At 52.7% G+C, this 23,472-nt stretch carries 19 protein-coding genes; 9 read left to right on the forward strand and 10 right to left on the reverse strand.

Translation table 11 applies throughout. The annotated features are described in order from the left end of the window. Genes BS640_RS07185 through BS640_RS07195 form a run of 3 tightly spaced genes read left to right on the forward strand, consistent with a single transcriptional unit; the run spans window position 1 to window position 2,293 of the window. On the forward strand, window positions 1–1,155 hold the full coding sequence (locus BS640_RS07185; protein WP_017492594.1) for an alpha/beta hydrolase: 1,155 nt from the start codon (window positions 1–3) through the stop codon (window positions 1,153–1,155). Then, window positions 1,155–1,928: a thioesterase II family protein gene (locus BS640_RS07190; protein WP_017492593.1), complete on the forward strand. Its 774-nt coding sequence runs from the start codon at window positions 1,155–1,157 to the stop codon at window positions 1,926–1,928. Before BS640_RS07185 ends, BS640_RS07190 begins: the two co-directional genes overlap by 1 nt. Before the next feature lie 14 nt (window positions 1,929–1,942). After that, the gene (locus BS640_RS07195; protein ID WP_017492592.1) at window positions 1,943–2,293 is read left to right on the forward strand and encodes a DUF4260 domain-containing protein; all 351 of its coding nucleotides are present in this window, start codon (window positions 1,943–1,945) and stop codon (window positions 2,291–2,293) included. A 5-nt stretch (window positions 2,294–2,298) separates the two neighbouring features. On the opposite strand, the gene BS640_RS07200 is transcribed toward BS640_RS07195, so the two are convergent. The 6 genes from BS640_RS07200 to BS640_RS07225 all read right to left on the reverse strand — a co-directional run bounded on the left by BS640_RS07200 (window position 2,299) and on the right by BS640_RS07225 (window position 9,181). After that, window positions 2,299–3,078, reverse strand: coding sequence for a LuxR family transcriptional regulator (locus BS640_RS07200; protein WP_017492591.1), 780 nt, complete (start codon window positions 3,076–3,078; stop codon window positions 2,299–2,301). Window positions 3,079–3,353: 275 nt separating this feature from the next. Next, entirely contained in the window at window positions 3,354–4,100 is a 747-nt protein-coding gene (locus BS640_RS07205; RefSeq protein ID WP_017492590.1) for a 4'-phosphopantetheinyl transferase family protein, read from the reverse strand. A gap of 12 nt (window positions 4,101–4,112) precedes the next feature. Next, a complete protein-coding gene (locus BS640_RS07210) occupies window positions 4,113–6,425 on the reverse strand; it encodes a molybdopterin-dependent oxidoreductase (RefSeq protein WP_084912275.1) in 2,313 nt (770 codons plus the stop codon). Window positions 6,426–6,534: 109 nt separating this feature from the next. After that, window positions 6,535–7,191: a methionine ABC transporter permease gene (locus tag BS640_RS07215; RefSeq protein WP_084912276.1), complete on the reverse strand. Its 657-nt coding sequence runs from the start codon at window positions 7,189–7,191 to the stop codon at window positions 6,535–6,537. Continuing rightward, complete coding sequence (locus BS640_RS07220) at window positions 7,172–8,326, reverse strand: methionine ABC transporter ATP-binding protein (protein ID WP_084912277.1); 1,155 nt, start codon at window positions 8,324–8,326, stop codon at window positions 7,172–7,174. Before BS640_RS07220 ends, BS640_RS07215 begins: the two co-directional genes overlap by 20 nt. A gap of 12 nt (window positions 8,327–8,338) precedes the next feature. Next, window positions 8,339–9,181 carry a MetQ/NlpA family ABC transporter substrate-binding protein gene (locus BS640_RS07225; protein WP_017492586.1) on the reverse strand — a complete coding sequence of 281 codons (843 nt, stop codon included), beginning with the start codon at window positions 9,179–9,181 and terminating at the stop codon, window positions 8,339–8,341. A gap of 405 nt (window positions 9,182–9,586) precedes the next feature. On the opposite strand from BS640_RS07225, the gene yncE reads away from it, so the two are divergent. From yncE to BS640_RS07250, 5 genes are all read left to right on the forward strand, one after another. Further along, the gene (gene yncE, locus BS640_RS07230; protein WP_084912306.1) at window positions 9,587–10,648 is read left to right on the forward strand and encodes a 7-bladed beta-propeller protein YncE; all 1,062 of its coding nucleotides are present in this window, start codon (window positions 9,587–9,589) and stop codon (window positions 10,646–10,648) included. A 217-nt stretch (window positions 10,649–10,865) separates the two neighbouring features. Next, the gene (gene yghX, locus BS640_RS07235; protein WP_017492584.1) at window positions 10,866–11,753 is read left to right on the forward strand and encodes a YghX family hydrolase; all 888 of its coding nucleotides are present in this window, start codon (window positions 10,866–10,868) and stop codon (window positions 11,751–11,753) included. A 128-nt stretch (window positions 11,754–11,881) separates the two neighbouring features. Further along, window positions 11,882–12,970, forward strand: coding sequence for an ABC transporter substrate-binding protein (locus BS640_RS07240; protein WP_017492583.1), 1,089 nt, complete (start codon window positions 11,882–11,884; stop codon window positions 12,968–12,970). Between the two features lie 87 nt (window positions 12,971–13,057). Beyond that, a complete protein-coding gene (locus tag BS640_RS07245) occupies window positions 13,058–14,827 on the forward strand; it encodes an ABC transporter permease (protein WP_017492582.1) in 1,770 nt (589 codons plus the stop codon). Further along, entirely contained in the window at window positions 14,820–15,890 is a 1,071-nt protein-coding gene (locus BS640_RS07250) for an ABC transporter ATP-binding protein (RefSeq protein ID WP_017492581.1), read from the forward strand. Before BS640_RS07245 ends, BS640_RS07250 begins: the two co-directional genes overlap by 8 nt. Before the next feature lie 92 nt (window positions 15,891–15,982). On the opposite strand, the gene BS640_RS07255 is transcribed toward BS640_RS07250, so the two are convergent. From BS640_RS07255 to BS640_RS07270, 4 genes are all read right to left on the reverse strand, one after another. After that, complete coding sequence (locus tag BS640_RS07255) at window positions 15,983–17,389, reverse strand: DUF2142 domain-containing protein (RefSeq protein WP_084912278.1); 1,407 nt, start codon at window positions 17,387–17,389, stop codon at window positions 15,983–15,985. Between the two features lie 16 nt (window positions 17,390–17,405). After that, window positions 17,406–17,807: a GtrA family protein gene (locus BS640_RS07260; RefSeq protein WP_017492579.1), complete on the reverse strand. Its 402-nt coding sequence runs from the start codon at window positions 17,805–17,807 to the stop codon at window positions 17,406–17,408. Continuing rightward, a complete protein-coding gene (locus BS640_RS07265; protein WP_026110628.1) occupies window positions 17,804–18,751 on the reverse strand; it encodes a glycosyltransferase in 948 nt (315 codons plus the stop codon). Before BS640_RS07265 ends, BS640_RS07260 begins: the two co-directional genes overlap by 4 nt. A 458-nt stretch (window positions 18,752–19,209) precedes the next feature. Then, the gene (locus tag BS640_RS07270; protein ID WP_017494304.1) at window positions 19,210–21,924 is read right to left on the reverse strand and encodes an inverse autotransporter beta domain-containing protein; all 2,715 of its coding nucleotides are present in this window, start codon (window positions 21,922–21,924) and stop codon (window positions 19,210–19,212) included. A 472-nt stretch (window positions 21,925–22,396) separates the two neighbouring features. Here BS640_RS07270 and BS640_RS07275 point away from each other — a divergent pair, with 472 nt between their 5' ends. Continuing rightward, window positions 22,397–23,356, forward strand: coding sequence for a D-2-hydroxyacid dehydrogenase family protein (locus BS640_RS07275; RefSeq protein ID WP_017494303.1), 960 nt, complete (start codon window positions 22,397–22,399; stop codon window positions 23,354–23,356). The last annotated feature ends 116 nt before the right edge of the window (window positions 23,357–23,472 follow it).

The raw sequence follows: 23,472 nt of genomic DNA on the forward strand, positions 1-23,472 counted from the left end.
ATGCATCGACAAGAAGAAGCAGAATATCTCGAAGAACTGAAAAATTTTGTCCTGCTGCACTGTGAGGCTCAGCAGCTCAAACCCGGCGGCGTCAAGGAGATCCTTAAGCGGATAACCCACGCCGAAGGCAGCGAAGCGGGCAGCTGGACCGCAGAATGGTGCAGGGTCGCGCTCCAGATGGAACAGCTGCAAAACTGGTCTGATGCCGCCAAGCTTTACAACCTGGCACGTTTTCCGTTTGTCGAAAACGAGATGCAGCAAACGGCGCATGACGCCTGCATCGAAAACTTCGAGAAATCGATGGCGCAGGCCAAGGTCAAGTTTGAGACGCTGGTACTCGCCGAAGGAGCCTTCAAGGCCTACGCCACCGGATTGGACAAAAACTGGCCGGTGGTGGTGGTGTGCGGCGGCATAATCTCTATCAAGGAACAGTGGGCGCGCTTTCTGCTGATGGCTAAGCGGCTCAAGCTGTGCGTCGTGGTGACCGAGATGCCGGGCGTCGGTGAAAACACCCTGCGCTATACGCCGGAAACCTGGACGCTTTTCTCGCAGATTCTGGACGCGTTGCAGGGCCGTGCCGATACCCAGCAGTGTCATTTGATGGCGCTGAGCTTTAGCGGTCACCTTGCCCTGCTCGCCGCGGCAAAGGACAGCCGCATTCGCGGCATTACTACGGTCGGCGCACCGGTTGCCAGCTTCTTCCGTCAATACAACTCGACGGCGGTACCGCTGGCGACCCGTCGCACCCTGTCGCATCTAACAGGTTTGACGCGGGAATCGCTGTTCATCCAGATGCCCGACTGGCAGATTACCCTTAACGACGCGCCGAAGCTGGCTATCCCGGTGCATTATTTGCAAAGCGAGTATGACGAAATCATCCCGTCATCGGAAATTCAGTCACTGAAGAAGATTGCGGCGGACGCACGGGTGTATTGCCTGGCAGACGTGCACGGCTCACCCAATAACATGCATCTGGTCGCCCCGTGGGTGCTGGCGTCCATCATGGCAAGCTTCCCGTCGCGTAAGAAGCAGGCGCTGATATTCAGAACATTATGGAAAGCCAAAGCGTTGCTGAGCCGTCGCCGAAATATCGCTCCGCCGAAGAAAGCAGAGGTTATTGCTCCGGTGCTGAGCGGGAAAGTCGGGAGCGACTGATGAACGATGCCGCAACGCTCGAACAGGATAACTGGCTGGCGCATACGTTGGCGCACGACGGCCGCTTGAATCTGCTCTGTTTCCCCTACGCTGGGGGAAGCAGTGCGATTTTCACCCGCTGGCGGCTGGCGCTGCCAGCGTGGATAAACGTCTGCCCGCTGGTATTTCCAGGACGCGAGGGACAGCACAGGCGGCCGAAGGAAACCGACTTTCGGACCTTGGCGGAGAAGGTCGCCGAGGCTTTGTTACCGCAGCTGCCTGAGGTAAATTTTGCGATTTATGGTCACAGCATGGGTGCCTGGTTCGCACACGATTTGGCGTTGCGGGCGAGTCAGCGTGGGTTTGCACCGCGTGCGCTACTGGTCAGTGGCCAGCGTGCGCCGCAGTTTGCCTATCCGTTTAACGCCAACCGCGAGATGGACGACAGCACGCTGCTGAAGTTTATCAGCTCGTTTGGGGGGTTGGACGCAGAGCTGCTGGCGAATAAAGCCTGGGTGAGCTGGATGCTGGAAATAGTGCGGGCCGATTTATCGCTGTGCGAATCGCATGCCCCCGTAAGGCCTGAGATAACGCTGCCCTGCCCGGTGCATTTATTTGCCAATGACACCGATCCGCTGGTGGATATTTCAGCTCAGCGGCCGTGGAAAAACAGTACGACGGGGCAATTTTCTACATCACTGCATGAAGGCGGACATTTTTTTATTCGCACTCATGCCAGTGATTTTCTTAAAAAGCTAGGTTCCGTATTGGAACAATTACCGCTATCGCGATAAAAAGAGGAATTATCATGCAATTACAGCATCTGGTCATTGTACGCTGTGAAAATCTGCTCTTACTGCTCTCGGGCCTGACGTTGTATTGGCACTTTCACTTCAGCTGGCTCTATTTCTGTTATTTCATTCTGGTGCCTGACCTGGCAATGGTGGGCTATTTATTTAACAATCGCGCCGGTGCATTTTTATATAATCTGACGCATAACTATGTGTTGCCGATTATATTGTTAGCATTCTATCCCCTCTACCCACAGGTGTTAATGCTAGCGTTAATCTGGATTGTGCATATCGGTTTTGACCGCGCGCTGGGCTATGGCCTCAAGAGTCCACAGGGCTTCAAGAAGACCCATCTTCTCTCTGAATAAATGCGTTACGGCGTATCATCCGGATAAATTTTCGGCCGGATGATATTGCCGAGGATACCCTTGGCAACCGCGTGCTGGCGATTTTTTGCGCCAAATTTCTCGGTCGCATTATTAAGGTGAAACATCACCGTTCTTTCGCTGATACATAATATCTTCGATATTTCCCATGAGGTCTTTCCTTCACAGGCCCAGAACAGGCAGTCATATTCCCGCCCCGTCAGTTTCACCTTGTCCAGCGACTGTTCTTTGTTCATCCAGTTATTGCGGTTGACGCTTTCGAGCAAATGGCTGGTTAACAGCATGGCGTAAGGCGTGAGGATATTGAAGCTGTTTTCACTCTTGTCGGCCGTCTGGCGGCTAATCAGACTCAACATTCCCGACCCACCGGTGACGGTACGCAGTGGAATACTCAGACCCGACGTTAATCCAAAACTTTTCGCGTTATGCATCATGACCTGAAACTGCGAATCGCGGTATTCAGGCAACTGGATAAGCTTATGCCAGTGGATAGGCACCGTGTTAGAGAAACAGTAAGCGGTTATCGGATCGATGCGCTGAAACCCGCGTCGAAAATAGAAATCGCACCAGTCTGCCGGCAGGTTTTCGATGATCAGAATATCAGGGTCAGCCAGAGAGCTTGAGTGACAGAGAGCGAACATAAAATAGTCGATCCCGGCCTGTTTAAAAAAATTGCCGCAGATGGCTTGCAGCATTTCTTTGCTATCGGCACGCTGAATTTTCTGTAGAGTATTATCCAGTGCCTGAAACAGTAAATTGCTATCCATTTCCTCTCCTGTTTTGACATCGAGGCTAACGTTTTGTTATGGTTTTATAATTCTTGTCACCGTGGGAATTTTATTACCTAATTGATAATAAAAGACTTTTTCTGCTTTCAATTTGAATGGGAAGCCCATTCTTTGAAGGGAATTTGTGCAAGGGAGTCGTAAAGGAACAAATACTATGGTCCAATTTCTTATATGAGAGAAGTAAAAAAATAATACATAATGTTACCATGAATAATGCGCTAGCGCCTGGTAAAAGGTGCCGAGTAAGATTTAACCTAGAAAGGCGAAAGCGAATCTATAACCACAATCGTAATAATAATTTTACCGTCAAACGCATAGCTTCCCTTTATTTTAACACCGGCTGTAAATACCTCATTTAAATCCCTGTTAAATCTTAAGACAAAGGTTTTATTTAGCGTATTAATTGAATCGACAGAAGCATATTCAAATCCAAAGAAAGTCTTTACCTGAGGATATAAGGCCTTAAATAAACTTTCTTTTGCCGAGAATGCCAGCAACAGGCTAAAGTCCAGATCTATCGCCAGCGTTTGCAGATACTCTCGCTCGGCAGGCTGGGTAAAGGTTTCACAGATTTCGCGTAAAACCTCCCGGTTAAGCACCTCGATATCTGCCCCGAGACACAGCTGTGGGCGAGAGGTCACGATAGCCATCGCCTGACTGTATCCGTCCGACACCGTGCCGTGAGATATTGTGCCACGCATCCCCTGAGGCCAGCAAGGTGAGCGGTCTTGATGGGTTGTCACCTCGGAGGAGACCGAGAACCCCCGCAACAGCGCAGCGCAGCAGTAACGGCCCGCCAGGTATTCCGCTTTACGTTTTGGCACTGCGCGCGTCAGGCTGTCAGGCTTGTTGATGGCGTATCTGGCAAAATCCTCTTCGCGATAAGCCTCGGTGCAGAAGCTCACTTTGAGATAGCGCACGTCCGCATCATCACCGATAACGCCGTATTCCGTCTCAACGATAAAATCATCAAGCGTGGCGTGCTTTTGCGGCGTCATCATCTCAGCGGTCTCTTAGTCTGCGCGGACAAACGGCGGCGGTTCGAAGGCCGTCACGTCGGGCAGCTGCCCCTGCCAAGGCGCTATCTCAACCCAGCAGCTCTGCGCACTGCATCCCTGCCCCAGGCGCGAGCTGCCAATGTCTTCGGTAAGTACGTTCGGATTCCCGTGCTTGTCGAGCGAGTTTGGCTGGCTCGAGTCCTGCGGGTCGTACCAGGCGCCGGTCGACATCTGCACCACGCCGGGCCGAATGTCTTCGCTCAGATGTACCCCGGCCAAGATGGCTCCGCGCGAGTTGAATACCTTCACCACGCTGCCCTCTGTCACGCCCCGCGCGGCGGCATCTTCAGGATGCAGCCACAGCGGTTCACGCCCCTGAACCTTGGTACGGCGACTCTCGCTGCCCTGATCGTACTGGCTATGCAGACGCGTTCTCGGCTGGCTGGACAACAAATGCAGCGGCCAGCGGGCGGCCATTTCACGCTGCGCCTGCGCGTCCGGCTCATACCAGAACGGATGTCCCGGACACTCTTCATAGCCAAAATCTGCCACCGTCTGGGAGAACAGTTCGATTTTACCGGACGGCGTTTCCAGCGGCGACGCCTGCGGGTTTTCGCGAAACGCTTTGAGGAAGATTTGCGGCGCGTCAGGACGCGCATATTCCAGTTTCCCGCGCTGCCAAAACTCGTCGAACGGCGGTAACTCAATGCCGTCGGCCTGTGCCCGTGGGATCGAACTTTCATACATAAAGCGGATCCACGCCTCGGCGTCACGCCCTTCGCTAAAGCTTTCGCCAAAGCCCAGACGCTCGGCCAGCGCGTGAAAAATCGCGTAGTCGTCCCGTGCTTCACCCTGCGCAGGAATATGCTGGCGCATCGCAATCATAAATCCGTCATTGCTCGAGCTGCCAATATCGCTGCGTTCGAGAGAGGTGGTCGCCGGGAAGACGATATCGGCGAACTTGGCCTGCGCAGTCCAGTACTGCTCGTGCACCACCACCGTGTCAGGCTGACGCCAGGCCTCGACCAGTCGATTCAGGTCCTGATGATGGTGGAAGGCGTTACCACCCGCCCAATACACCACGCGAATATCGGGATATTGACAGTCTTTGCCGTCGAACTGGTAGTTGCCCCCAGGATTGAGCAACATGTCGGAGAGGCGCGCAACCGGTATCTTGTCGCTCACCGCATTCTGCCCCGCCGGGAAACGCGGGCCAGAGAAGGTACGACGATCGGCACCGGCCAGATTAGTACTGGCATAAGCAAAGCCCAGTCCGCCGCCAAGGGTCCCTATTTGGCCGATGAGCGCGGCCAGCGCCACCGTAGCCCAGAACGTCTGTTCGCCCTGACGCGCGCGCTGCAACGACCAGGCGATATTAATCATCGTGCGTTTGGCCACCATCTGTCGCGCCAGACTGCGGATTTTCTCTGCGGCAATTCCGGTAAGCGGTGCCGCCCATTCTGGTGATTTGGCCTGCCCGTCCTTTTCGCCCAGCAGATAGGCTTTATACTGTGCGAAGCCCACCGTGTGGCTGGCGACAAACTCGGCGTTATACAGAGATTCTTCAATCAAGACGTGGGTCAACGCCAACAACAGTGCCGTATCAGTGCCGGGTTTCAACGACAGCCACTCGGCGTTGGTGACGCCGGAAAGGTCATTTTTGACCGGACTGACGTTGATAAAATGGGTGCCGTTTTGCTGCATCTGTCCGAGCCAGTGCTTCAGGGAGTGATCGTTCGCTCCGCCGCCGTTGACCTGTGCATTGCGCAGCGGCAGACCACCGAACGCCACAAACATCTCGCAGTGCTCCGCCAGCGAAGACCAGTGGGTGTGCTGTTTCTGCAATACGTCGAGGTCGCCGATAATGTGCGGCAAAAGGCGTTCTGCGGCCGCCAGACTGTAGGTGTTGGTGCTGCCGGTATAGCCGCCCAACTGGTTGAAAAAGCGATGCAGCTGACTCTGGGCATGATGAAAACGCCCTGCGCTTGACCAGCCGTAGGATCCGGCGTAAAACGCCCCGTTGCCGTAGGTATTCTTTACCCGGCTCAGCTCGTCGGCCACTAGCGCTAACGCAGTCTCCCAGCTGACGTCGACAAAAGGCTCTTTGCCGCGCCCGTGGCGAGAATCGCGCCCCTGCTTCAGGTAACCGAGGCGCACCGCCGGACGGCGAATACGGCTTGGCCCGTGAACCGCATCGACCAGCGATTGACCAATGGCCGAGGGATTGCGGTCCCATTCAACCGGTTCAATCGCCGTCAGCGTGCCTTCAGAGGTCGTGACGCGATAGGTGCCCCAGTGCATAACGGCGAGATTGTGTTCGGTTGTCATAGATATCGATTCTGAAGTGTGGCGTAAAGGGGGAGTTTACCGCAGTCGGCGGGATTAATTAAGTATTCCGACTGCGGCACAAATGATTGACGCAAGCAACGCTCAGGCTCTAGTGGCGTTTATCAACCTTAGCGACAATACGGTCGCCGAGCCACTGAATACCGCAGACCATCACGATGAGCACCACAATCACCTCAACCATGACGGTGGTTTCAAACCGTTGATACCCATAGCGAATGGCGAGGTCGCCCAGACCACCGGCACCGATAGCCCCGGCCATCGCCGACGCACCAATCAGCGCCACCAGCGTAACCACGAAACCGGAGAGAATGCCCGGCAGCGCCTCGGGAATCAGCACGTCCCAAACGATGCGCAGCTTGCTGGCGCCCATCGCGCGCACTGCATCGATCAGCCCGCGATCGACGTCACGTAGCGAAACCTCTGCCACGCGGGCAAAATACGGCGTTGCGGTGACCGAGAGCGGCACCATCGCAGCCCATACGCCGAGCGAGGTGCCAATCAGAAAACGGGTCACGGGAATAAGCGCCACCAGCAGGATGATAAACGGCAGTGAACGAAAACCGTTAATCACCAGGCCCAGCGAACGGTTGACCCAGCGATTCTCGGCGATGCCGCCGGGGCTGGTCATCACCAGAATCAGGCCCAGCGGCAGACCGGCGACCAGAGAGATAAGGCCAGAAATGGCGGTCATCAACAGCGTGTCTTCAATCGCGTTGATCAGTAAATCAAGCATCACGGGTGACATAGCCAACGAGCTCCACTTGTGCCTGGTGCTGCTGCAGCCAGTGTAAAATTGTCTGTTCGGCGTCGGTATTGGCAACCGGTACCGAGAAGAAGAAACGGACGACGGCGTAATGCTGAATGTGCTCGACGCCGCCCTGAATCAGGCGGAACTGCCCCGCCAGCTCGGAGGACATCAGGGTAAGAATTTCGCCCTGTCGGTCCTGTCCTGCATAGTGCACGCTGTAAATCGCCTCGCCCTGCCGCGTCTGCGTCAAGCGTTCGCTGAGCGCCTCGGGCAGCTGCGGCAGCAGTCCGCTGAGCAAGGTACGCGTTAGCGCAGTCTTGGGATGCGCAAACACCTGCCACACCGGCCCCTGCTCGATTATCTCCCCGGCGTTGATTACCGCCACCCGATGCGCAACCTTCTTGATAACCTCCATCTCGTGGGTAATCAGCAGCACGGTGATACCGAGTTTCTGATTCAACGATTGCAGCAGCGCAAGAATCGAACGCGTGGTTTCTGGATCCAGCGCAGAGGTCGCCTCATCGCAAAGCAGGAGGGCCGGATTGGCGGCCAGCGCGCGGGCAATCCCCACACGCTGCTTTTGCCCACCAGAAAGTCCGGCCGGATACTGCCTGGCTTTATCCTCCAGCCCCACCAACGCCAACAGTTCCGCCACACGTTCACGGCGTTTGGCCTTGTCGTAACCCGCAATCTTCAGCGGCAGCGCCACGTTTTGCTCGACGGTCTTGGCCGACAGCAGATTAAAGTGCTGAAACACCATGCCCACGCGGCTTCGCACCGATTGCAGCTGTTTCTCACTCAGGCCGGTTATCGCATGGCCTTCGATTTCGATCGTACCGTCGTCGGGCTGCTCCAGTCCGTTAAGACAGCGGATCAGGGTCGACTTGCCCGCCCCGCTGCGACCGATGATCCCGAGGATCTCCCCACGTTTAACGGTTAATGACACATCCTTGAGTGCCTGCGTATTGCCGAATCGGCGATTAACGCGATGCAGACGCACCACGTCTTCAACATCTTCGGCGAAAGGGTTGCGTGCCGTCTGCGAGGAAGTACTCACCGCCGACGCTTTGGCGTGTTTCCCGTCCGGCGTATTGGCGGTAAAATGTGCCTCGGTCTCAGAGATTGCTGTCATACTTTCAATTCCTTACCAGGTTGTTACGCCTGTCCCTTTATAAACCTCGTTAAACACCGTTTTCACCGGTTCGTTTTGATAAGAACTCACCAACGTCTTGACCCACGTTGCGTTGACGTTCTCTTTCTTTACGGCAATAAAGTTGGTGTAAGGGTTATTTTTAATCGGTTCCTGCGCGATGCGGTCCTCGGGAGTCAACCCACTTTTCAGCGCCCAGTCGGTGTTGACGACGGCAGCGTCGAGGTCTGGCACAGAACGACCAATAACGCCGGAGTCCAGCTCCTTGATTTTAAGATGCTTCGGATTGGCGACAATGTCGGCGGTGGTCGCGGCAATCCCTGCGCCCGGCTTGAGCTTAAGCAGCCCCTGTTCCTGTAGCAACACCAGCGCACGCGCCTCGTTAGAAGGGTCATTTGGCACCCCTATCACCGCGCCGTCTTTAAAGTCCTTCACTAATTTCACTTTCTTTGAATAGAGGCCAATCGGCCATACCGCCGTGTCACCCACGCGCACGATATCGTAGTGATTCACTTTGATTTGGTTGTTCAGGAAAGGCTGATGCTGGAAGGCATTGGCATCCACCTCTCCTTCCTGCAATGCTTCGTTGGGCTGGTTGTAGTCGTTAAATACGACAGTTTTAACTGTCAGCCCCTTGGCCGCTGCCTGCTTGACGACTTCACGCCATACGTCTTCATCTTCGCCGCTCATAATGCCGACCTTAATGGAAGACTTATCCGCCGCGTGCGCCACCGAAAGAGGTGCCAGAACACCACCGGTCAACATGGTCGCGGCTACGGCGGCCAGCAGGAAAGCGCCATTAACGTTAGTTTTGGTTTTATTGAGCAATTTGCGCATGAGCTACCCTTATAAATGAGAGGATCCGGTTGGTTTTTTGTGCCGGAATGGGGGAAGTATACTCACGGGCATATAGCTTTATAATTTATTTAATTAGATATCTATATCCTTTTTGCATATAAAGAATAGCGCAGCTACGGCCCTTTAAATGCAGTAAAGAAGATGGCCAGAAATCGTTAAAAAACCTGAAAAATCTGGTTGTTAAATTCTCCGCATCAGGCGGCAAACTCCGTAACATATCGCCACAAATTAATGATAATGCTTTTCATTTGCAGCAGATAATGATAATTATTACCCGCGAAAAAACCTCCCTCTCTTTCTTTAAAAGATAACCAGGACAGCGCGATGCGCCCACTGCGAGGCTCGCGGCAGGAAAGGGACAATGATTAATTTATGGAGAAAATGATGTCATCTCGTTTTACACCGGCGAAATCTGCAATGACCTCAGCGCTGCTGCTGACCTCAGTACTGTTCTCTTCTTCTCTGTTCGCCGACACCCACGTGTCGATGGAGAGAAAAGCGGTCGGCAAAGGCGTGTACGAGCTGGCTTACAGCGCAGATCAGAAAGCGCTGTTTGTTGCCTCTTCACAGGGACGTCAGGAAAAGAACGGCGTGCTTTATCGTCTGGACCCAACCAGCCTTGCCGTGAGCCAGTCAATCATGACTAATCTCAAGCCGTTTGGCGTGGCTTTTAACAATAAGACCGATACCGTATTCCTGGGCAATACCACCAGCAGCGCGATTACCTCGGTAGACGCTAAAACCAATAAAGTGCTGAAAGAGCGGGTGTTGGACAGCCGCCCGCGCACCGAGAAAGAGCGTCCCTTAGCGCCACGCGAGCTGGCCGTGGATGAAGCCACCAATACGCTTTACGTCGCCGGTCTGGGCAAAGAGAGTGTGATTTGGGTGTTAGATGGCGCAAACCTGACGCTGCGCCACACCATTGAAGGCGTGGGTAAGATGGCGACCGGTCTGGCGATTGATGCCAAGGCCTCTCGCCTTTACATCACCAACGGTGATAACGAATTCCTGACCATCGATACTAAAACAGACAAGATCCTGTCGCGCGTTAAAATCGATAATCCGGGTGAGCATTTCTACCTGAATATCAGCCTGGATACCGCCAGGCATCGCGCCTTTGTGACTGATTCCAAAGAGGCCAGCCTGCTGGTGTTGGACACCGAGAACGGCAAAGTGCTGCAAAAGATTGCCGTTCCAGCCTCGCTGGCCGTGCTGTTTAACCCGGCGCGTAATGAAGTTTATGTGACCCACCGTGACGCTGGTAAGGTCAGCATCATCGATGCCGACAGCTATAAAGTGCTTGAAACGCTGGATGTCCCAACGCATCCGCAGAGCCTGGCCGTATCAGCCGACGGTCAGACGCTTTACGTCAGCGTGAAACAGCAGTCTACCCGTCAGCAAGAAGCCACCTCGCCTGACGAAGTGGTGCGTATCACCTTCAAGTAAGTCCGACGTCCCTCGTCACCGGCAAGTCAGCGCCAATGACGAGGGTCTTGTTACTCCCCGCTCTTTTACCCCCTCTACTCATTGACTCTCTTCCGACAACCGCACCCCGCAGGCAAAGTGAACTAAGTCTTCCCCGACCGGCCTGAGGCTAATTTTGATACAGCGGCTATATTTTTAGCAGCGCGCTAATCCTTGCCTCTTAACATCGGGAGTTGCCATGACACGTCTGACCGCCAAAGATTTCCCCCCTGAACTGCTTGAACTCTATGACTACTACGCCCACGGTAAAATCACTAAACGCGAATTTCTGTCAATGGCGGCCAAATACACTATGGGTGGCATGGCCGGTATGACGTTGCTCAGCGCCATGAGCCCTGACTATGCGCTGGCGCAGCAGGTCGAATTCACCGATCCGGCAATTGTGCCGGAATACATCCACTACTCATCGCCGCAGGGCAATGGCGAGGTGCGGGCCTATCAGGTTAAACCCGCCGGGGCGACCGGTAAGACACCCGCCGTGGTGGTGGTGCATGAAAACCGCGGATTGAATCCCTACATTGAAGACGTGGCGCGGCGCGTAGCGAAGGCCGGATTTATTGCGCTGGCCCCCGATGGGCTGACGTCGGTTGGGGGTTATCCGGGCAATGACGAGAAAGGCAAAGAACTTCAGCAGACAGTGGATCCCACCAAGCTGATGAACGACTTCTTTGCCGCGGTCGATTTTATGATGCACCACCAGCAGACTAACGGCAAAGTCGGTATTACCGGTTTTTGCTATGGTGGCGGCGTCGCGAACGCGGCCGCAGTGGCCTTTCCTGAGCTTGCCGCGGCAGTGCCTTTCTACGGTCGGCAGCCCAAAGCCGAAGACGTTCCGCGCATCAATGCGCCTTTATTGCTGCACTACGCCGAACGGGATAAAGGCATCACCGACGGATGGCCTGCCTACGAGGCCGCGCTAAAGGCGGCGGGAAAAACCTATAAAGGCTACGTTTATAAAGGTGCGAACCACGGTTTCCACAATGATTCAACGCCGCGCTACGACAAAACCGCCGCCGATCTGGCCTGGGACCGCACGATTAAATGGTTCAGGCAATATCTGGCCTGATTGAAACAGACGAAAATCGCCCAGCCTCACAAAACGAGAAGATAAAGAATCAACATCGTTGCGCCCTACTGCACATCCCCTATAAGTTTAACTTTATGTTTCCGATATGTAACCAAGGGTTAAAACTTATGTTAATTAAATTCAAAATATCTCTGGTGGCGCTGTTAGTTATCGTTTCAACTCAGGCCTTGGCCGACCTGCCGCAGGGTTATCCTGCGGATTATCAGAAAACGGTAGAGGGAGCAAAGAAAGAGGGAAAAGTGGTGGTCTATTCGACCACCGATACCAAAGCGGCCGGGCCGTTGATACAAGGCTTTGAGGCCGCCTATCCGGGGGTAAAAGTCGAATACAACGACATGAACAGCACCGAACTCTATAACCGCTACATCAGCGAGCAGGCTGCGGGCGGCACCAGCGGAGACGTGGTGTGGAGCTCCTCAATGGACACCGCGCTGAAGCTGGCCACCGACTACGCTGCAGAATATGCTTCGCCGGAACAAAGCCAGCTTCCAAAGTGGGCGGTCTGGAAGAATAAGGCCTACGGCACCACCTACGAACCGGTGGTGTTTATCTATAACAAGCGGCTGATCCCAGCGGGTGATGTACCCGATTCCCATGCTGCATTGGCGAAGCTGATTGCAGGCCAGCCCGACAAATTCAAGAAGAAAGTCACCACCTATGACATCGAAAAATCGGGGCTGGGCTTTATGCTTTCGGTGCAGGACTTCAAGGCCGACGCTGACTATTTCAAACGCCTGGCGGACATTGCCAAAGGCGGTCTGACGGTCCAGTCCTCTACCGGCACTATGATGGAAAGGGTCTCATCGGGTGAAAACCTGATTGGCTTTAACATCCTCGGTTCTTACGCCGAAGCACGCGCCAAAACGGATCCTACGCTCGGCATCGCCTATCCCAAAGACTATACCCTGGTGCTCTCAAGGGTGAGTTTCATCACCAAAGACACGGCCAACGCCAACGCGGCGAAACTGTGGCTCGACTACGTGCTGTCCGAGAAAGGTCAGAACATTTTGGCAAATCAGGCCGATATCCCGTCCATTCGCCACGATATCGACGGTAAAAACGACATCGATGGCATGACCAAAATGCTGGGCAATGCCCTGAAACCCATCCCCGTCGATGAATCGCTGCTCGAATATCTGCAACAGAAAAAACGTCTGGACTACATCAAACAGTGGCGTGAAGCCGCGGCAAAATAAGGGCGTTTACACCGATGACCCAGGCTTTCTTCTCAAGCAGGAGAGAGCCTTAACTCGCTGACTTATAAAAATGATAGGGACTCCTGCATGCGTAGTTATCTTCGGAAGTGGCAGAGCCTGCCCCGCAGCGTCGTCGTGGTCATAACCGCGTTGGTTATCTATGTGCCGCTGTCGTTTATCGTGATTCAGAGTTTCCTCTCGGCACCGTTCTTCTCCCCCTCCAAAGTCTTCAGCCTGGAATCGTTCGAATTTATTTTTACCGATCCCGATTTTTACAAGGCGCTGAAAAGCGGATTTATTCTGGCCTTCGGCCTGGTGGTTATCGCCATCCCGCTCGGCGGGATCCTGGCGTTTTTGATGGTCAGAACCGACCTACCGGGCCGACGATTTATCGAGCCGCTGATTCTGGTGCCTATCTTTGTTTCACCGATGGTGCTGGGATTCGGGTATGTGGTAGCGGCAGGCCCGGTCGGATTCTTCTCGCTGTGGGCCGAGTCGCTGTTTGGCTTCGTACCGTGGAATATCTATGCGATGTCGAGCATCGTGGTGATTGCCGGACTCACCCACGTTCCTCACGCCTACCTCTATATTTCCTCGGCGCTGCGCAGCGTCGGGTCTGACGTCGAGGAGGCAGCGCGGATCGCCGGTGCTTCCCCGCTCCAGGTCATGACTGCTGTAAGCCTGCCGATGGTACGTCCGTCAATTCTCTACGCCTGCGTGCTGCTATTTTTCCTCGGGCTGGAGGTCTTTGGGCTGATGCTGGTCCTGGGAGACCCCGAGGGTAATCTGGTGCTGGCAACCTACCTGTATCAGCTCACCAATAAGCTGGGCACGCCTTCGTATCATCTGATGGCCGCCGTCGCGGTGGTGCTTATTGGCATCACGATTCCCCTGGTGATGCTGCAACGCCGCCTGATGCGCACCGCTAACCGCTTTGTGACCATGAAAGGCAAAGCCTCGCAGGCACGCGCCCTGCCGCTGGGAAAATGGCGCTGGGTCGCAGGCGCGGTGGTCGTTTTCTGGCTCACTATCACCATCGGCGTTCCTTTGGTCGGCGTGGTGCTGCGCGCGTTTATTTCCAACTGGGGCGTCGGCGTGTCGATTTGGGACGAGATGTCACTCAACACCTTCCGCACTATCTGGCAGCAGCCCAACCTGCTGCGGGCGATTGTCAACTCGATGGCCATCGGCGTTATCGGCGGCGCGCTGGCGGTGGTGTGTTATCTGTTTATCGGAATTGCGATGCACCGTAAACCGGACGGGGCGACCCGCTTTCTTGACTACAGCGTGCTAGTCCCACGGGCGGTGCCGGGGCTGCTGGCGGGGTTAGCGTTTCTGTGGGTCTTCCTGTTCCTGCCGATGTGGCTGGACAGGTCGCTTAAAGACGGCTGGCTGTCGGTTTTGCCGTTCGCCGATGGGTTGCGCGAGCATTTCATTGTCTGGCTGCGGCAACTGCGCAGCACCATCTTCAGCGTGTGGTTAGCCTACACGGTGGTATGGATGGCCTACGGACTGCGGTTAATCTCCTCCACCCTGCTACAGGTTGCGCCGGAGCTGGAAGAGGCCGCACGCAGCACGGGCGCGACGCGCGGACAGATAACCCGCCACGTGACCATCCCCCTTTCACGCTATGGGTTGATCGGTTCATGGCTACTGATGTTCCTGATTTTCGAACGCGAATATTCCACCGGTGTTTACCTGCTTTCGCCGGGTACCGAGACTATCGGTTCGATGCTGGTATCGCTGTGGGCGGCGGGGGCAATCGATATTGTTGCCGCGCTGTCTTTTATCAATATTCTGCTGGTGGTGCTCGGTTTGGGGATTGCCCTGCGATTTGGAGTTAAATTACATGATTGAACTGACGGTCGAAGATCTGCATTTAACCTATGGCGACAATCCGGTGTTGAAAGGCGTGTCAATGACGCTGCGTCGCGGTGAGGTGGTCTCCCTGTTGGGCCCTTCCGGCAGCGGAAAAACAACGCTGCTGCGGGCCGTCGCCGGACTTGAAAAGCCGACTCAGGGGAAAATAGTCATTGGCCAGAATACCGTTTATGCCGGGACGCCGCGTAGCGAAATCCCGGCCGAGGAGCGTAATCTCGGTCTGGTATTTCAGTCCTACGCGCTGTGGCCGCACAAGACGGTGTTCGAGAATGTTGCTTATCCGCTGAAACTGCGCAATACGGCGTCGGCGGAGTGTAAACAGCGGGTGCAGGCGGTGCTTGACCAGCTTGGGCTCGGTCATCTTGGCAATCGGCATCCGCATCAGCTTTCCGGTGGGCAGCAACAGCGGGTAGCGATTGGTCGCGCGCTGGTCTATAACCCGCCGGTTATTCTGCTCGATGAACCGCTGTCGAATCTCGATGCCAAACTACGCGAGGAGGCCAGGGTATTTCTGCGCGAACTGATTATTAAACTCGGCCTGTCGGCGCTGATGGTGACGCACGATCAGAATGAGGCGATGGCCATCTCCGACCGCATTTTGCTGCTCAACAACGGCAAGATAGAGCAAGAGGGCACGCCTCAGGAGATGTATGGCTCCCCCGCTACCCTGTTTACCGCCGAGTTTATGGGCAGCAATAATCGGCTGCACGGTAAAGTCACCGAGATCCGCGACGGCATGGCCAGGATTGAAGGCAAAGACTGGACATTATGGGGTAAAGCGGCGCAGAGCCTCCAGGCGGGAGCGGAAGGAACCGCGGTTATCCGCGTCGAGCGAGTGCGAATAACCGACCAGCAGCAGGATAATCAGCTCGAGCTCGCTCTCCTGACCAGCATGTATCTTGGCGATCGTTGGGAATATCTGTTCCGTACCCAGGCCGACGATTTTGTCATTCGAGCCTATGGTTCGGATACCCGAGAAGCCGCGCTTTGTCGCCTGACCCTGCCGGCTAACGATGTCTGGATATTCCCCAAAGCCTAAATGATAAAGGCATGAGCCCGGAAGGGTCTCATGCCTTTTATTAACCGTCACATCAACTCAGCTTTTACCGCGAGCTGTTTATCCCCCCCGCCTTACCAAAGGAAATAGCGGTTTTGCGAATGATAAATAATCCGGCTGCTCTCGGTGATATTGCTCGCGTATCTGTCCGCCATTGAGACATAAATCGCCGCAACGGAAAGAACAAAGGCAATCGCCAATGGCCAGAAATAGGCCTTAGGGTTCGAATAGTTAAATTTGAATGCGTAGGCCAGCATCGCCAGTGGGATAAGGAAGTAACGCCCCTGCACGCCTGCAACTTCAACCGCCGGGAACGGTGACCACTGTGCCAGCAGTGCGAGGAAAATTAGGAACACGGCGGCGATGGTGATCAGGATAATAAACCACGCCGTCCATTTCTCGCTGACCACTCTGTCCTTCACGAAGGTTTTCAGAATCATGAAAATAATGAAAACGGCGAAAATAACCGTGAATTCAATTCTGATGGTCGAGTCCAGCACCCCCAGTAAACCAATAAAGGTGATGAAATAGGTGGCGACCAGCTTCGCATCGGTCAGCGTATGGACTAATACCTTAATCACTTCCAGCGGATGAGAAATGTAGTACTTGATAACGTCCGTGGCCTCGACGCCGGGATGCAGCGTGACCACCGTATTGTGCGTGGTCTTTAAGGCAAACACCGTCCAGCCCAACACCGCAACCGTGGTAACCACAAACCAGACCAGATTGATTTTTCGTTTGTTGAGGCCGAAAAGCCAGAGCGGCAACAGCACAAATGGCAGCAGGTTAGCGCGCGATCCCGCCAGGAAGAATATAAAAATGCTCATTAACGTCACGAGCGAGTTGTATTTTTCCGAGACAGGATTTTTCACCAGATTCATGAAAATCGACATCGCCAGGATAGCGAAGCTAATGCTAAGTCCGTCTATCGTCGGCGAGAAAAGTTGATACAGCGACATCGGCAAAATAAGCGTTGCCAATGCCAAAGGCGGTATTGGGTAGATTCTCCAGGCCAACAGTATAATCAACAACGAAACCGTAAAGGTCACCGTCGAGGCAAAGAAATAGGTCTGATAAAACGTCAGTCCGGCCTTTTCTGCAATCGCTATCGTCACCGCCTGCGGCGTATAAACCGCGGGGAAATAATAGGCAACGTTAGGCATTGCATAAAATGCGTTGCTGCCCGTAAAGGTCAGATCCTGAAGCTTATTGACGTAGTTTGAAAAGTCTTGCGGATTAAACGAGTTTTCGATGGCTTTCTCAGCCGCACCAGCCTCGATGATGGCATTATCTATCTCGCCGCCCGAATTAGGCTGTCCGACTAAAGTGAAATATCCATTTGCCAGCGCGGCGCTGCGCGAGAAGTGATTTACCTCATCCGGTGAGGTCAGCGGCGGCTTTTTGTTAAATACCAAAAAAAATGATGAATATATAATCAGCAGCGCGAGTGGAAAAATAAGTAGCTTACTTTCTCTCTTCATTTATCAATCCTTTACCTTAAGAGTGCTGTTTCTTATAAATCAGTTTTTTCGAAAAAGTGAAGTTGGTAATCATCCCGGCCAAACTTCCTACAGCGACGCCCAGAATAGGATACTCGCGCACAAGAATGCTCGAGTTCACCATCAGCACATAACAGCCAATATTGATACAGCCCCCCACCAGCATCACCAGAAAATAGAGAGCAAACTCTTTGCTTCTCCTGTGGGTGACCTTTGATTTTGCGAAGGTAATGCTTCTATTCAGTAACCACGTAGCAATCACTGCACAGATGAAAGAAATCACCCGCGCAAAATAAAGACCGAGTGAGTCCTTCAACAAATAGAGCACGCCGGCGTCGACGAGAAACCCGATACCGCCGATCACCCCGAATTTAAAGATTTCTAAAATCGTGCTTTTCATCGCGGTTCATGGGTATTAGTGGTGGATAAATAGAACAGACGCTTGCTCTCTTGTCTTCCGATGGTGACGTTATCAAGGATTAAGCCGCAGGCTAACGACAGGAAAGAGGCCAGCATCAGCATGGCAGAAAGCAAGGCGGTAGGCAGTCTTGGTACCAGTCCTGTCTGCATGTAGACGTAGAAAACGGGAAGAGAAAGCAGAATAGAAACCACAAAGAAGCAGGCTGCAATCAGTCCGAAGAAGATAAGCGGCTTCTCGCGCATAAACAGCCTGACGATGGTGCCAAGTATTCTAAAACCGTCGCGATAGGTCGAAAGCTTACTCTCGGAACCTTCAGGGCGCTCGCCGTAGGCGGTAGACACCTCACCGTAGGGCATGCGCAGTTCAAGGGCATGTACGGTAAGTTCAGTTTCGGTTTCAAAGCCCTGTGAAAGCGCCGGGAAGGATTTGGCGTAACGGCGGGTAAAGGCGCGATAGCCGGAGAGCATGTCGGTAAATTTACCGCCGAAGATTTTAGTGACGCTCTGTGTCAGAACCTTATTACCTAGCTGGTGCCCAGGGCGATAAGCTTTATCGGCAATATCGGCAGTGACCTTGCGGCAGCCAACAACCATATCCAGACGATCGTCAATCAGTTTATCAACCAGCTTATGCACTGCCGCCGCTTCATAGGTGGCATCACCGTCAACCATGACGTAAATATCGGCATTCACGTCGGCAAATATGCGTCTTACAACGTTTCCTTTACCCTTTTCATTAACAGAAATAACCGTTGCCCCCGCTTGAAGAGCCACCTCTTTGGTTTTATCTGTCGATAAGTTATCAAAGACATAAATAGCAATCTCGGGCATGGCATTTTTAAAATCAGTGACGACTTGCTCGATGGTTTGAGCTTCATTATGACATGGTATGACTAGAGCAATGCTTTTATCTCTATATTTCATATTTTCACCGGATTTGTTGCCTGTTTGATTGATAGTGGGAAGAATGCATGGCGTCTTTTTTTTCTTGTTTTTCAACGCGAGGGCGATTCACTCTAAAACTTTGCATGATAGTTGTAAAGATTTTAACTGACAAAGCCAAATTATGTGAAAAACTTTGTATTTACCCCCATAAAACATGACATTGGAATCAATGCACTAGACTAATAATTTACTTTCAGCAAGTTATTAATGAGTTATTTTTTGAAGGGAATAACGACCGTGAAGAGGCAGAGGGTATTCCCCTGAGGATGACCGGTAAAGGTTGCCAGAGGAAGGATTTAGTTTAAAAGATTGAAATATTATATAATAAAAAAAATACCCTCCTTCCGGAGGGTATGAATAATGATTTAGCTGTTGATCAACGCTCTCTTTCACCATCAATCACGGTGAGTGATGGTCAGCGTTTTCATGATTACGGTCTAGTCACTAGTACTAATACCCAATAAAGTTTCAACTCTGCCAGCAGTAGCGGTAAGAACAGCTGCGGAACTTGACATTATCACCTGGCCTGTAAATATCGCCCTGCCCTGAGAGTTGGTCAATACCGTTTTTTTATCGAGGGATATAACAGGAATTGAATACCTAACAGTTACCTCCTTATTTTTAATCACCTTACCGGTCTTGTCTTTCACTATAGCGGTCAGTGTTATGTTATCGCCTACCTTGTAATTTTCCTTGTCAGACGTAAACTCGATTGAAGCAGCCTCTGCCACAGTAGCGGCAGTGAAGGTAAGCGTTTTATTCTTAGAAGATTTGTTTCCCGATTTTGCGCGCAATATAAAATCTCCCACCTTCTGGCTGGTGATAGTGGCGGTCGCTATACCGTCGATATCGGTGCGCGTGACATCAGTTATATCAAGCTCATTGCCTGTAAAGTCAACAACTTCATCTTTCAGAGGCGAGCCGTTGGCATCCCTAACCGTTACCGAAGCGACAATGGGTTGCTCTACCTCCACGAGGGTTAAATCCGTTGTTAAATCGACCACTGCAACCGCAGCTCCAGCCTCGGTGAAACGAAGTTCCTTACTCAATACGGTGCCAGAGCCAACTTGTGCGGTTGCCGTAAACTTACCTGCGGTTTGACTGGTCATCTGTGCAACAGCCTGCCCATTAGCATCGGTTGTTTTGTCACCAGCGCCATCAAGCCCCGTACCACCGAAGCTGACCGTGGCATTTTCCACTGCTTTGCCGTTTTTATCGTGAACCGTCGCGGTCAGCTGAATGTTCATGCCGACTAACGTGCCTATTGCGTTCGCATCAAGCTGCACTACGTTGTTAGCTTCGACTACGACTGCCTGCAGTGTTAGCGGGGTTTCAAATAACGTCGCGCCGCCCAGTGAGGAAACGAGCACCACCTCGCCAGCCGTCGAACCTGCCGTAACGTCGGCCGTATAAGTTCCCGCTGTTGACGACTCGGTAAACTTCGTGAAAGTCACAAGCTCACCCGCACGGGTAGTGGATTTGATTTTCAGCTGAAGTTTATCAGCCACCCCTTTAACCGGGTTCTTGTCTTTGTCGGCCAGCATTAGCGTGATTTTAGTGGCAGAAGTCCCGTTTGCCGGCAATATCGATTCCGCCATAACCGCTGACGAATTGCCAATATCAGCCTCTTCATGAACCACTATCTTGGCCTGCATCGGGCTGGACTCGCCGCCACGGGTGTCAATTGCGGTTGCGGTAAGCAGGTAGGTATTATTGGTCGCACTATTATAAGCAGGCAGTTGAACCGCGGCGTCCTTCGTTAGCGGATTGATGATTGTGCCTCCTGCCTTAACCAGTTCGTCCGCAACGATGCGCATCTTCTCAAAGCCGTGCGTTGAGGAAACCTCTATCTCAAGAGGTATGACTTGACCGGCTTTACCTTCGAGGGAACGCGCCATCGACAGCTTAATCAGCGTCTGTTTACGGTAATCGAGCACGATACGATTATTACGTGAAACGAGGTCATAACGGCCTCCCTGCAGGCTTCGCATAGCCGCTACCTGTGACGGATCGAGCATTGCGGCCAGAGAACGACTGAAATCATAGTTGAGCATTAGCCTGACAATATTGTCTGCCTTACCACTCGTTATCGAGCGATGTTCACCTTCAAGGGTGACCAACGGAATCGGGGTCCAGTTAACTGACGCACTCACCGCCGAGGGGTCGCTCTGCACCTCGCTGTGATTAATTAACGCCACATTTTGACCGTAATATTGTTCGTATTTCAGCTTACCGCCAATCTGTGGATAGGCAGGGATCCAGCTCTGAGCCTCAATGTCCCAGCCGTTAGCAGGGCGCTCCTCGAGGTCAGTGCCGTCGCGAGACTGATGCCATTCGGTGAGTCGCAGATAGCCATTGGCAGAAAGACGCAGGTTGTCGGTCCACCACTCGGCACCGATACCCCAGCGGCGGTTTTTGCCGGTCATGTCGTTATCAAGAAACACGTTGGAACCCAACATCCAGGCGTCGGCAAAATAGCGCGTACCGAGCCCGAGGTTGAGCGTCTGGCGCGAGTCAATGCGACGCAGGCCCAACTGGGTAAAAAATAGATTCTCCGCTTTATTGTCATACAGCGGGACAAGAACATCGCCCGCTATTTCAGATGTCGATGAACCTAACCCCGTTCCAAGCGTTATGCGTGAAGAACCACCCAGCTTATTTAGCCAGCTTTCTGCCTGCTGCCCGGCAGCCTGACTTGCCAGGCTCGAAGCATAACCGGTCGCCACTTTGTCTGCCGAGATTGGATTACGTCCGTCAAACTGACTACCTGCCGCCGTAAGATGTTTTGCGGCAAGGTTAGCGGTATTATTAGAGGATGCAGGCACCGCGCCAGTAGCCGGACCCGGCAAATAAATCAGGGTACCGACGGGAGCAGCAAGCAATGCATTACGGGAATTAAAGGCAAAGGAATTAATATCCCATACCTGATCAATTTGCAGTTTATTATTTTTAAGCAGTGAAGCCGTGGTTTCCCCCGACTGCAACCTATAGCCATGTACCAGTTTGCTGCCCGAGTCTATTACGCCGGCCCTGGCCTGGGCGCGATCGGTTGAAGCATTCGCCTGTTGGCTTAATGCCAAGGGCAACATAACCTGCAAAGAGATTTGCGACCAAACTAAAAACGCTCGACGTTTTGGAAAGATTACTTTCATAAATTAAAAGTCCTTTTAATTTTTATTATTAATTTAATCTGAGGCTCGAAAATCCGTAAATCATTAATAAGCCAAAGATTAACGAGTCCATGTTATTTACTTTACCTAAATCAAAAAAAATAGAGTGCGCGTCAGAAAAAAATGCACACGGCAGCATAATGCTTAATAGTTCACGCCAAGGAAAGTTATTTCATTAACATTAAAAATTAACAAATAAATAACGTAAAAAGTGATAGTAAAAATTAATAATTTATAATTAAGCCGAAAAAATAATCAATATCCCTTTATTATTTTCAGCAATCAGCGAAAATAGATTGATATTAACTTTTCGGTAAAATCGGGGGGGGTAAATACGACGAACATTTATTGTCATACAATCTGACAGTTTTCGCCAGGCTTGTGCCTTTCCAGCTTATCACCGTACTGCTATAACTTTTAGGAAATCCATTCCCCCTATCTCAGAGAAAATATCATGACCCTGCGCTGCGTTATTCTTGACGATTACCAAAATGTTGCGTTATCTCAGGCCGACTGGTCAGCGCTCAGCCCCAAGGTTGAAACGCTGGCGTTGCATAATCCCCTTCACGGGATTGAAAAGCAGGTCGAGGCGCTGTTTGATGCAGATATTGTCGTGATCATGCGTGAACGTACGCCCTTTACAGCAGAACTGTTGGCTAAGCTGCCAAACTTAAAGCTGCTGGTCACCTCCGGCATGCGCAATGCTGCCATCGATTTGGCCGCCGCCACGGCGCAAGGCGTCACGGTTTGCGGTACCGGCAGCGGGTCGACGGCTCCCATGGAGCTCACCTGGGCATTGATCCTTGGATTGGCGCGCCATGTCAGCGTCGAAAACCGCTCAATACGCAATAGCGGCCCCTGGCAAAGCACGCTGGGCGTCGGACTGCACGGCAAAACATTGGGATTGATCGGCCTCGGCAAGATTGGGCAGAAAATGGCGGTTATTGCACAGGCTTTTGGCATGAAGGTTATCGCCTGGAGCCAAAATCTTACCGCCGAACGTGCAGCAGAGTTCAACGTTGAATTAGCCGAATCGAAACGGGTACTGCTGGAAAATAGCGATTTCGTTTCTCTGCATCTGGTGCTCAGCGATCGCAGCAGAGGGATCCTTGGCGCTGAAGATTTCGCTGCGATGAAGCGCAGTGCTTTCCTTGTTAATACCTCGCGTGCTGGATTGGTGGATCAGGATGCGTTGCTCGACGCGCTAAACACCCAGCGGATAGCCGGGGCTGGGCTCGACGTGTTTAGCCAGGAGCCGCTACCGGACAATCATCCTTATCGTCACCTGCCTAACGTGCTGGCGACACCGCATCTGGGTTATGTCTCCGACGACAACTATAAAATTTACTTTAACGAGGCCGTTGAGGACATTCAGGCGTTTATTGCCGGGCAACCGGTCAGAGTTTTGGGTTAAGTAAAACTGCCTCAACTCATCAAAAATATTTGAGCTCGACACAAATATTATTCGCTTTTCATCAACGTTTTGATGGGTGAAGATTGAGTTCTGTGAACTCCATCACTCACCCATGA

This window comes from Rouxiella badensis (genome assembly GCF_002093665.1).
Lineage (GTDB): Bacteria > Pseudomonadota > Gammaproteobacteria > Enterobacterales > Enterobacteriaceae > Rouxiella > Rouxiella badensis.